Origin of the sequence: Flavobacterium sp. FlaQc-47, from assembly GCF_044006475.1 — a bacterium.
Lineage (GTDB): Bacteria > Bacteroidota > Bacteroidia > Flavobacteriales > Flavobacteriaceae > Flavobacterium.
On record NZ_JBIPCQ010000001.1, the window covers coordinates 148,058 to 160,228 of the forward strand.

9 protein-coding genes are annotated in these 12,171 nt (G+C 32.9%); 7 read left to right on the forward strand and 2 right to left on the reverse strand.

Annotated features, from left to right (window positions below; all coding sequences use genetic code 11):
• Window positions 1–343: 343 nt before the first annotated feature.
• From ACHRVX_RS00455 to ACHRVX_RS00470, 4 genes are all read left to right on the forward strand, one after another.
• Complete coding sequence (locus ACHRVX_RS00455) at window positions 344–802, forward strand: Lrp/AsnC family transcriptional regulator (protein WP_035684484.1); 459 nt, start codon at window positions 344–346, stop codon at window positions 800–802.
• Window positions 803–1,148: 346 nt separating this feature from the next.
• The gene (locus ACHRVX_RS00460; RefSeq protein ID WP_395327703.1) at window positions 1,149–1,394 is read left to right on the forward strand and encodes a hypothetical protein; all 246 of its coding nucleotides are present in this window, start codon (window positions 1,149–1,151) and stop codon (window positions 1,392–1,394) included.
• Between the two features lie 1,089 nt (window positions 1,395–2,483).
• Complete coding sequence (gene lpdA, locus ACHRVX_RS00465) at window positions 2,484–3,887, forward strand: dihydrolipoyl dehydrogenase (RefSeq protein WP_394776866.1); 1,404 nt, start codon at window positions 2,484–2,486, stop codon at window positions 3,885–3,887.
• Between the two features lie 167 nt (window positions 3,888–4,054).
• Window positions 4,055–4,597 carry a lipocalin family protein gene (locus tag ACHRVX_RS00470; protein WP_395327705.1) on the forward strand — a complete coding sequence of 181 codons (543 nt, stop codon included), beginning with the start codon at window positions 4,055–4,057 and terminating at the stop codon, window positions 4,595–4,597.
• A gap of 86 nt (window positions 4,598–4,683) precedes the next feature.
• On the opposite strand, the gene ACHRVX_RS00475 is transcribed toward ACHRVX_RS00470, so the two are convergent.
• Both ACHRVX_RS00475 and ACHRVX_RS00480 read right to left on the reverse strand, forming a co-directional pair.
• Window positions 4,684–5,058 carry a DoxX family membrane protein gene (locus tag ACHRVX_RS00475; RefSeq protein ID WP_395327707.1) on the reverse strand — a complete coding sequence of 125 codons (375 nt, stop codon included), beginning with the start codon at window positions 5,056–5,058 and terminating at the stop codon, window positions 4,684–4,686.
• Between the two features lie 248 nt (window positions 5,059–5,306).
• Entirely contained in the window at window positions 5,307–6,512 is a 1,206-nt protein-coding gene (locus ACHRVX_RS00480) for a VWA domain-containing protein (RefSeq protein ID WP_395327710.1), read from the reverse strand.
• Between the two features lie 185 nt (window positions 6,513–6,697).
• Here ACHRVX_RS00480 and ACHRVX_RS00485 point away from each other — a divergent pair, with 185 nt between their 5' ends.
• The 3 genes from ACHRVX_RS00485 (at window position 6,698) to ACHRVX_RS00495 (ending at window position 12,073) form a co-directional block, all read left to right on the forward strand.
• On the forward strand, window positions 6,698–7,984 hold the full coding sequence (locus ACHRVX_RS00485; protein WP_395327712.1) for an anthranilate synthase component I family protein: 1,287 nt from the start codon (window positions 6,698–6,700) through the stop codon (window positions 7,982–7,984).
• Between the two features lie 679 nt (window positions 7,985–8,663).
• Entirely contained in the window at window positions 8,664–9,974 is a 1,311-nt protein-coding gene (tilS, locus tag ACHRVX_RS00490) for a tRNA lysidine(34) synthetase TilS (protein WP_395327715.1), read from the forward strand.
• The gene (locus ACHRVX_RS00495) at window positions 9,974–12,073 is read left to right on the forward strand and encodes a cytochrome c biogenesis protein CcdA (protein ID WP_395327718.1); all 2,100 of its coding nucleotides are present in this window, start codon (window positions 9,974–9,976) and stop codon (window positions 12,071–12,073) included. The genes tilS and ACHRVX_RS00495 overlap by 1 nt, the downstream gene beginning before the upstream one ends.
• Window positions 12,074–12,171 lie beyond the last annotated feature (98 nt).

Here is a 12,171-nt window from a genome sequence, read left to right on the forward strand (position 1 = left end):
GCTTTCCGTTTCAAGTCCTCATAAAAAATGCAAGTTTCTAATGTCCTAAAAAGAGCTTCCGTTGGTCGCTTTTTTAGAACAAGAAACTTTTTGCCTTTTTTACTCCGGGCTTTACACTTTAATCTGGGCTATGAAACCTATTTTCAAAAGAAATCCTAATTCAAAATAACGTTTATTAAGAAAATTAATCAACCATGAAGTTTATATTTAGATTTTAAAACTATATAAATGTTTAAATAAAGATTATTTATCTAAATTTGATTTAGAAATACCAAATCAATAGATTTTCTTTCATCTCAAAAACAAACAATAAACCATAAACCATAAACCATAAACCATAAGCATGACCTTAGACGCCACCGATAAAAAACTCCTCGTTTTATTACAAACAGATAGTAAAAAGACAACCAAAGAATTATCCTTAAAACTCAATCTGTCGGTAACTGCAGTTTACGAACGTATCAAAAAACTGGAGCGCGAAGGAATAATCAAAAACTATGTAGCATTAGTCGATAAAACCAAAATCGATAAAGGATTTGTAGTTTTCTGCCATTTAAAACTCATTCAGCACACCAAAGAATTCCTAACCAAATTCGAAAGCGAAGTCATTAAACTCAACGAGGTTTTAGAATGTCATCACGTAAGCGGTGACTATGATTATATCCTGAAAGTTCTGGTAAAAGATATGGAAGCTTACCGGGAATTTTTGGTAACCAAACTTACATCGCTGCAACACATAGGGAGTACACAAAGCATGTTTATGATTAGCGAAGTCAAGAATTCAACGGTGATTTCTTTTTAAGGTACAAAGGTTCATTGAAGCAAAGGTTCAAAGGTTTTTTTATTGTAGCTTTTTTTTAAGTTGCAAAGGTTCATAGAGGCAAAGGTTCAAAGGTTTTTATTGTAGCGGTTAATAATCTCGCGAAGTCGCAAAGTTTTTTTGAGTTGCCTCCGGCTTTAGCCAAATGAGTAAATTTTGGCTTAAGCCCTTTCGGGTTGACAATATTTCCATCCGGCTAAAGCTGGACGCTATTCAATCTTATAATTTAAAAACTTTGCGGCTCTGCGACTTTGCGAGTAAAAAAGAAAGTAATCTTAACACATTTCAAAACAAAAAAATCTTAAATTTGAATTTAATATAACGTTAAATGGAAACAATAGCATTAAGACCTAAACTCATAAAAGATTTTGGCAAATTCACTGAAGATGATTCTAAATTAGAAATTTTAGAAAGTGTTTTTGATGCCATAAATAATGATGAAAAAAAATCAATTGTTTCTGATTCTCATTATGATATGGTTGCCGAAGAAAGAGAAAAATATATTTCAGGAGAAAATAAAACGAGTTCTTGGGAAGAAGTTGAACAGAGATTGAGTGCCAAGTATGGTCTTTAATCTTAAAGTTTTACCATTAGCAGAAAAAGAAATTGACGAATCTATTGAATTTTACGAAAGCAGAAGTAAAGGTTTAGGAAAGCAATTTCTATCGTATTTGAAATCTATCTAAAAGTATTAAAGACAAATCCACAATTATTTGAAATAAAAAAGGAACCATGTTATCGCAAATTAACATTGGTAAAATTCCCTTTCGTAATTATTTATGAAATCCTTGATAAAGATGTTATTATTCATTCTGTATTTCATACTTCAAGAAATCCTCATAGAAAACCATAATTTTTAGGTGCAAAGGTTCAGAGGAGCAAAGGGGCAAAGGTTTTTTCTCATTTTTATGTCATTTCGACGAAGGAGAAATCCTCGCAAGTAACTCCGCAACGAGAACCCAATCTTTGTCGAGCTTCTCGCGAGGATTTCTCGTTCCTCGAAATGACAAACAGAACGATAAAACCATTCGCTAAAAAAAAACTTTGCGAATCTATTGAATTTTACGAAAGCAGAAGTAAAGGTTCAGGAAAGTAATTTCTATCGTATTTGAAATCTATCTAAAAGTATTAAAGACAAATCCACAATTATTTGAAATAAAAAAGGAACCATGTTATCGCGAATTAACATTGGTAAAATTCCCTTTCGTAATTATTTATGAAATCCTTGATAAAGATGTTATTATTCATTCTGTATTTCATACTTCAAGAAATCCTCAAAGAAAACCTTAATTTTTAGGTGCAAAGGTTCAGAGGAGCAAAGGGGCAAAGGTTTTTTCTCATTTTTATGTCATTTCGACGAAGTAGAAATCCTCGCAAGTAACTCCGCAACGAGAACCCAATCTTTGTCGAGCTTCTCGCGAGGATTTCTCGTTCCTCGAAATGACAAACAGAACGATAAAACCATTCGCTAAAAAAAAACTTTGCGACTTCGCGACTTTGCGAGATTAAAAAAAAACAAAGTCTTAGCGAACCTTGCGTAAATCTTAGCGCCCTTTGCGGTTAAACCCTCTCTATAAATTTCACACAAAAAACATTGCCATTTAAACATTAAACAAAACTTTATTCCTTAATTTTGTATCGCTAAAAATAAAATTAACAAACTATGAGTTCATTTGACGTAGTCATTATAGGTTCAGGACCGGGCGGATATGTATCAGCAATTCGTTGCGCACAATTAGGTTTCAAAACAGCCATTGTAGAAAAGTATAACTCTCTGGGCGGAACCTGCCTTAACGTAGGTTGTATTCCATCAAAAGCATTATTATCTTCTTCTCATCATTATGCCGAAATTGCACATTTTGCTGATCATGGAATCGAAGTTTCCGGAGATGTAAAAATCAATTTAGAGAAAATGATCGCGCGAAAACAAGCCGTTGTAGATCAAACCGTAGGTGGAATCAACTACTTAATGGATAAAAATAAAATTACTGTTTTCACTGGTTTAGGTTCATTCGTAGACGCAACGCACATTGCAGTTGCAAAAGCTGACGGAACATCTGAAACTATTGAAGCAAAATATACTGTAATCGCTACAGGTTCAAAACCATCTTCTTTACCGTTCATCAAAATAGATAAAGAAAGAATCATCACTTCTACAGAAGCTTTGGCTTTAAAAGAAGTTCCAAAACATCTGGTAATTATTGGTGGTGGAGTTATCGGGATTGAGCTTGGACAAGTTTACTTACGTTTAGGAGCCCAGGTTTCTGTAGTGGAATTCATGGACAGAATTATTCCTGGAATGGATGCCTCTTTGTCTAAAGAATTGACTAAAGTATTGAAAAAACAAGGAATGAAATTCTACGTTTCTCATAAAGTAAAATCAGTAGAAAGAAACGGTGATGCTGTAGTTGTTCAGGCTGAAAATGCAAAAGGAGAAACAATCACTCTTGAAGGTGATTACTCATTAGTTTCTGTTGGTCGTCGCCCTTATACAGACGGATTAAACGCTGATAAAGCAGGAGTTAAAATTTCAGACAGAGGACAAGTTGAAGTAAACGACCATTTACAAACTAACGTTCCTAATATTTATGCAATTGGTGATGTTGTTCGTGGAGCAATGTTGGCACACAAAGCAGAAGAAGAAGGAACTATGGTTGCCGAAATCCTTGCAGGACAAAAACCGCATATTGATTATAATTTGATTCCTGGTGTGGTTTACACTTGGCCGGAAGTTGCTGCAGTTGGACAAACGGAAGAGCAGGTAAAAGCTTCAGGAACTGAGTACAAAGTAGGAAGTTTTCCTTTTAAAGCTTTAGGCCGTGCAAGAGCAAGTGGAGATTTAGACGGATTCGTAAAAATCATCGCTGACGCAAAAACTGATGAGGTTCTAGGAGTTCACATGATTGGAGCGCGTACAGCTGATTTAATTGCAGAAGCAGTTACAGCAATGGAATTCAAAGCTTCGGCTGAAGATATCTCAAGAATGAGCCATGCGCACCCAACTTTTGCAGAAGCAGTAAAAGAAGCCGCATTAGCCGCTACAGATAATAGAGCAATACACGTATAATCTACGTAAAATTATATTTTTATAAAACCGTTGAAATTTATTTTTCAGCGGTTTTTGATTTATAAAGTGTTTGTTTTCAGATTTATAAAAATGTAAAAAGCAAATTTAATTCTGTAAAATAATTATTTTAATCTGGAGTTATCTTTACCGACATAAAACTTAAGATTATGAAAAATAGATATATAGCTCCAGTTCTTATTGGAGCAGGAATTGCATTAGCACTTTATTCCTGTGGTTCAACCATTCCCGATAATGTAAAAGCAGTTACAAATTTTGACAAATCAAAATATTTAGGAAAATGGTACGAAATCGCCAGGCTGGATTTTAAATACGAAAAAGGATTGAATAACGTCACGGCCGAATATTCACTAAACGATAACGGAACCATAAAAGTCGATAACAAAGGTTATGACGTTAAAAAAGAAAAATGGGAGCAAAGTATTGGTAAAGCTAAATTTGTGAAATCAGATAAAATTGGAATGTTGAAAGTCTCCTTTTTTGGACCATTTTATGCCGGATATAATGTAATTGCAATTGATTCAGACTATAAATATGCACTTGTTGCCGGCGAAAGCTTAAAATATCTTTGGATCCTTTCCAGAGAAACTTCAATACCTGAAAATATCAAACTGGATTATCTTAGAAAAGCGCAGGAAATAGGATATGATACTTCTGACCTCGTTTGGGTAAAACATGATAAAGCAAATTAATAAAAATCGTAAACGTTGAATTTTTATTAACTAAGAAACCCGATACTTTTTTGAAGTATCGGGTTTGTATTTTATAAGTCAATAAATTATCTCGTGAAAACACTTCTGTAATTACCCCAATATCTGTAAATCAAAAACAAGTTAGCCAGAAACAATAAAGCAGCGATAGGCAAACCTTGCGGAGCCAGAAAATAATTGATAAATAAGATGTTTACTGTAATAGGTAAAATTAAAATATTCGCTAATGTAACATAACGTCCCGTTACAAATGCAATTCCGCAAAGCAATTCTATTGATTTTGCCAAAGGAATCAAATAAGTTGAAGCCATTAAACCAACATTAAAAGCTTTGAAATTTCCGGTAGTTTCCTGTTCCGGCATCAGATGAAAAAAATAACTGATCGAAGCAAAAAGTAGTAAAAGACCAATTAAAACACGAACAATAATAGTAGCAATTTTCATAATACTTAAATTTTAGATAGGTTAAAAAAGTATAGTTTATTTATTGAAATCGTTATAAGCTGAATTCTCTAATAAAAAGGAAAATCAATTTTTGTAAGCTGATCTTTTGAGAATTTTACAATCTTTACAATCCTGTTTTAGGATTACTACAATGGTATATCAAATATAATGAATTTTTTATTATGAAATTGCTATTTTATTAACAGTTAATCTGTTTATATGTGATGTTTGTGTTTGAGGTAAAAAAGCTATTTTATGCTTTCATTTATAAGTCGTACCATTAATTTATTTAAATGTTCAACCTGATAATTTCCTACTGATGCTGCAATATGATCGTTACCAATCCCGCTGTCGTTTGTTATAAAAACGTAGGTTCCATTAGTAGCAATTGCCATATAACGCATTAAAAATTCCGTTTCCTTATCAATTCCGCTTGCTGTAATTGGAATAATCCTGATTCCTTTTTTACTTGCTGTTGCAATTAAATCGTGAATTTCTGAGATAATATCATCTTCATAATGTGGTGGTGCGTCTAAAACCAGAAACAAAATTCTAGAAGTAGCATCCTCAGACCATTCCAGATCATTTATCGATTTATCTAAAGCAGTTTCAACAGCTTCAGGGAAATCACCTCCCGCTTCAGCGGACTGATCTTTTATAAAGTCAACGGTATCATCAATATCCGTGGAAAAATCAGCTGTTTTTGTTACATAATCTTCGCCTTTATCTCTGTAAAAAACAGCGCCCATATTTACTGTGACACCTTGGTTTTTATTTTTTACTTTAGAAATCACATCCGTTAATTCTTCCTTCAGGTATTCCAGTTCATCTCCCATAGAACCTGTTGCATCGACCATGAAAGCAATATCAATTTTCTTTTCGGTATTTTTAGTGTCATAATTTTGTAACACTAATCGATTGACTTTTTTATCATCAAAACTTTCGATATTTTTAAAGATCTGATTGCCAATTTTAATTTTTAAATTTTGGCGATTGGATTGATTTTCACCTTTTAAATACGGCCATAATTCTGCATTTCCTTTGTTGTTCGTTCGTGACGTCCAAACGATTTCATTTTGAGCGTTAATCAATGAAACCGGTACATCAACTAAATTTTCTGAATCTGATTTTACATTTACTGAAACTCTGTCTTTTAGTTGGTATTTCCAGTGATCGCTCATTTCAGAAAATTCAGAATTATTATTTAATGATTCCCAGAATACCCAATTGCTTAAATCATTCCATTCGCCCGCGGTAATTTGACCAGCTTGTATTTGCTGTTGTGATTCGGTTTCAGAATAACTGTCTCCCGATGATTCTGCTTCAGCTCGATCTTCTTTACTTGAAGATTCTACACTTACATCTGCAGAAGAAGTTGCATCTGCTTTTTTACAGGAAAATAATAAGGTGGAAATTACTACGGCGGTCAAGCCTAATTTTGCAATTGTTTTCATAAAAGTTTTAAAATTTGATTAATAAATAAAGTTGGAACTCTTATTAAAGATCTTTTTTTGTTAAAAAGATGTTTTAATCTGAAGTGTTAATTCGATATACTAAAAAGTGTGCCAATAATTTTTTAGTATTATTTTATCGAAGGATTTTTTTTGTCGTAATTTTGAATTCTAAAAATTATACTTTTTTGAGAGTTTCCATTCATAAACATATTTCAAATCCGGAGCATTTTAAACAACAACTTTTAAACTGGTCGCAACAATTTCGCGAAATAGTTTTTTTGGATAGTAATTCCTATCCGCAAGAATATTCCAGTTTTGATTGCTTGTTAGCTGTGGACGCTTTTACGTCTTTAAAAACTGATTTTCATAATGCTTTTGAGGATTTAAAACAATATCAGCAAACGACTAAAGACTGGCTCTTTGGTTATCTTTCATTTGATTTAAAAAACGATGTCGAACAATTAAAATCATCTAATTTTGATGGTTTGGATTTTCCGGATTTATTTTTCTTTCAACCCAAAAAAATCTTCCTACTAAAAGAAAATCAACTTGAAATTCAATATTTATTCCTTTGTGATGATGAGGTCGAAGATGATTTTGAGGAAATAGTTAAAAGTCAAAAGTTAGAAGCTAAAAGTGAGAAGTCTTTAGATATCGAACAGCGTATTTCAAAAGAATTTTACATAGAAAAAGTAACAAAAATGCTAAATCATATTCACGTAGGTGATATGTATGAGGCGAATTTTTGTATGGAATTTTATGCAGAAAATGCGATTATAAATCCGTTAGAAAAATTTCAGAAACTAAATGAAATTTCGAAAGCTCCGTTTTCAGTTTTCTTTAAAAATCATAAACATTTTTTACTTTCGGCATCTCCGGAAAGATATTTAAAAAGAGTAGGCGAAACCCTGATTTCACAACCGATAAAAGGAACATCCAAGCGATTTTCAGATCCGGTTGAAGACGAAAAATCAAAACAATTTCTCGAATCAGATTCCAAAGAACGCGCCGAAAATATCATGATAACCGATTTAGTTCGAAATGATTTGTCGCACACTGCGCAAAAAGGTTCGGTTGAGGTTGTTGAGCTTTGTAAAATCTATTCGTTTTTGCAGGTTCACCAGATGATTTCGACGATAACTTCAAAATTAGATCCTCAATATTCGCCAATCGACGTTTTAAAAACAACTTTTCCAATGGGAAGTATGACAGGAGCTCCAAAGATTTCGGTTATGAAAATCATCGAAAATCTTGAAGAAACCAAACGCGGTTTATACAGCGGATCAATTGGTTATTTTACTCCCGAAGGCGATTTTGATTTCAATGTCGTAATCAGGAGTATTTTGTACAATCAGGAAAATAAATATGTTTCATTTTCAGTAGGAAGTGCTATCACAGCGCAATCAATCCCTGAAAACGAATACGAAGAATGTTTGTTAAAAGCAAAGGCGATGCATGAGGTTTTGCAATAAGTTTTAAAAAAGTTGGCCACGAATTTCACGAATTAACGCGAATTTTTATTTGGCAACTTCATAGTTAAATATATAGTAATTTAGGATTAAAATAATTTTGTTTCACGCAGATCTGGCAGATTAAGCAGATTTGAATAGATTTTTATTAAAATTCATCTTTGTTTATCTGCTAAAATCTTTTAAATCTGCGTGAAAGAATAATTCGCGGTAATTTGTGTAATTTGTGGTAAAAAAAATAAATCCGCAACCGATAGCTATCGGGATAAATGATTAAAATAATTTTGTTTCACGCAGATCTGGCAGATTAAGCAGATTTAAATATATTTTTATTAAAATTCATCTGCGTGTATCTGCTTTAATTTTTTTAAATCTAAGTTAAAGACATAAAAAAATCTGCTTCATCTGCAGAATCTGCGAGAACAAATTCGCGCAAATTCGTGGCAAAAAAAATAAAGCCGCAACCGATAGCTATCGGAATAAAGGATTAAAATAATTTTGTTTCACGCAGATCTGGCAGATTAAGCAGATTTGAATAGATTTTTATTAAAATTCATTTGCGTGTATCTGCTAAAATCTTTTAAATCTGCGAGAAAAAATAATTCGTGTAATTCGTGGCAAATAAATCACGCTTAACATTTCATTTAAAAATAGATCAAATTTAATTTTTTACTTTTATCAAATGTTTTCAAAATTTAAAAATCACATCGTTTCAAGATTTCCATTTTTGGAACAAAAAAAACTATTTCTGGCTGTTAGCGGAGGATTAGATAGCATGGTTTTATTGCATTTGATGAACCAATTGCCTTATGAAATTGCGGTTTTGCATTGTAATTTTCAACTTCGCGGATTAGAAAGTTTTGGCGATCAAAGTTTCATTCAGGATTATTGCGATCAAAATAATATTTCTATTTATACCACACAGTTTGATACCGAGGCATTTGCAAAAGATTACAAATTATCTACGCAAGTTGCAGCACGTGAATTGCGTTACAGCTGGTTTTATGAACTTCTTGAAAAAGAAAATTTCGATTATATCTTAACCGCGCATCATGCCGATGATAATCTCGAAACCTTTATTATCAATTTAACACGTGGAACCGGTTTAGAAGGATTAACGGGGATTCCGGAACAAAACGACCGAATTATTCGTCCGCTTTTACCTTTTTCGAGAGATGAAATTCTGAAATATGCTGAAGATAATACTATCGAATGGAGGGAAGACAGCAGTAATGCATCCAATAAATACCTGAGAAATAAAATTCGTCATGATTTAGTTCCAATGCTGAAAGAAATCAATCCAAATTTTTTGAATGCTTTTCAGAAAACCCAATCATATCTGCAGGAATCACATGAAATGGTTGAAGATGCTTCGATTATGATTTATCAGCAGGTTGCAAAAGAAGAAGGCGATGATATTCATTTCGATTTAAATCAGCTTAAAAAATTACCCAACTATAAATCGTATTTGTACCAATGGCTGAATGAATTTGGCTTTTTAGCGTGGAATGATATTTATGATTTAGTAGAAAGTCAGTCCGGCAAACAAGTACTTTCGGCAGAATTTCGACTATTAAAAAATAGAAATACATTGATTTTAAGTCCACTTTCTGAAATAGAAGAAAAGGAAGAATTTGAAATTAATGAAAGTGATAAAGAAGTTAATTTTCCCTTAAATTTGAAGCTTTGTCAAGTTGACGACATTACAATAGATTCAAATAAAGCTATCTTTGTGGACGCTGAAAAAATCCAATTTCCATTGATTTTACGTAAATGGAATGAGGGAGATGTTTTTCACCCTTTTGGAATGAACGGAAAGTCTAAAAAAGTGAGTAAACTTTTTAAAGATGAGAAGTTATCCCTGATCGAAAAAGAAAAAACATGGATTTTATGTTCAGATAATCAAATTGTATGGGTTATTGGAATCCGACAAGATGATCGTTTCAAAATAGAAAATACCACAAATAAAATACTTAAAATAGAATTACAATAATGAACTTTAATCAATACCATCAAACGATAATGTCGAAAAGCATCTGGAATAAAACCGTTGTGTTTTTGCTGTTTTTTCTGTTTGCTTTTGCAAAAGGAAATGCTCAAATCCTGGAACCGGTAAAGTGGACTTCTAAAATTGAAAAGAAATCAGGAAATAATGCTGTTTTAATTTTTGACGGAACTATTGAAAAAGACTGGCATATGTATTCCCAGTTTACGCCAGACGGCGGACCACTTGCGCTGGAAATCGTGTTTAAAAATCAAAAAGGCAATTATACATTAGTAGGAAAAGCTAAGGAAGGAAAAACCAGAACAGCTTTTAATGATATATTTGGCGTAAACGAAACTTTTTTTGAAGGTAAAGCACATATAGAGCAGGAAATCACAATTATTAACCCAAATTTAAAAACGGTTGATGTTGATTTTGATTTTCAGGTTTGTAAAGAAGTTTGTATCAATTCAAGTAAAAAATTCTCAATATCAGTTCCGTCAACGTTTAAAATGGATGCGGTTCCAAGTATAACAGCAGCTACAAACGATGAAACTAAAGTAGTTGGGTTAGCGGTTGATACTGCATCAGAAGTAGTTGCTCCGGAATTAAAATTAAAAAAAATAGATAATGCTACGGCAGAAGTTGTAGATGAAGTTCAGAAACCTGCTCCTGCAAGAAGTTTATGGTCAATATTTTTTATCGCTTTTATTTCGGGATTTGCAGCATTGCTAACGCCTTGTGTTTTTCCAATGATACCAATGACGGTAAGTTTCTTTACCAAACAAAGTAAAAGCAGGGCAAAAGGAATTAGAAATGCTATTTTTTACGGACTTTCTATTATTGCTATTTATGTTATTTTAGGATTAATTGTAACTAAGATATTTGGTGCAGATGCATTAAATGCTTTGTCTACAGATGTTTGGTTTAACTTAATCTTCTTTATTATATTGATCATTTTTGCTACTTCGTTTTTGGGAGCTTTTGAAATTATGCTGCCAAATTCATGGGGAAATAAAGTAGATCAACAAGCTGACAGAGGCGGAATAATCGGGATATTGTTTATGGCTTTGGCTTTGGCGATTGTATCATTTTCGTGTACAGGACCAATCGTAGGAACTTTATTAGTTGAAGCAGCTTCAAACGGAGGAATCGCTCCAATTATTGGAATGTTAGGATTTTCATTAGCATTGGCTTTGCCATTTATGTTGTTTGCCATGTTCCCGGGCTGGTTAAATTCATTACCAAAATCCGGCGGATGGCTGAATACCGTAAAAGTTGTTTTAGGATTTTTAGAGTTGGCTTTAGCATTTAAATTTTTATCAAATGCTGATTTAGTGCTGCAATTGCATTTATTAGAAAGAGAAGTTTTTATCGCTATCTGGATTGCTATTTTTGCAGCATTGACTTTGTATTTATTCGGGAAAATATCTTTGCCACATGATAGTCCGTTAAGTCATATTTCTGTAGGGAGATTGTATTTAGGATTGTTAACGCTTGTGTTTACAGTGTATTTAATTCCCGGACTTTGGGGAGCGCCATTGAAATTAATCAGTGCTTTCCCGCCACCTCCACAATATAGCGAAAGTCCGTTTGGGGTAGGAGGTTCTGCTAATTCCGGAGTAAGTGGTGAAGCAATAAAAGGTTTGCCGGACGGAGCAGAATTAGGTCCACATGGTATTATGGTTTTCCATGATTATGAAGATGGATTAGCTTATGCAAAATCAATTAACAAACCTATTATGCTTGATTTTACAGGATATGCTTGTGTGAATTGCAGAAAAATGGAAAACAATGTCTGGTCTGAACCAACGATTTTACCGATCTTAAAAAATGATGTTGTTTTAATTTCTCTTTATGTTGATGATAAGCGTGAATTGCCAAAAGAAGAACAATTTGTAACCAAATCCGGAGATAAAATCATAACGGTTGGCGATAAATGGACAGATTTCATGATCTCAAAATACAAAACTAATACTCAGCCTTTATACATTATTACAGATTTAGAAGGCAAGAATTTAAATAGCTCAAAACCAACAATTAGTTATGTAAACGCAGATGAATATTTGCATTGGCTGAAAGAAGGAATTGGGAATTTTAAAGAGTAAAGAGGATTGATGCAAGATTTTAGAAGCAAGATTTTAGATGCAAGATGAAAGATGCAAGATTTTAGAATAAACAGTAAATAGGATATAGTAAAGAGAAT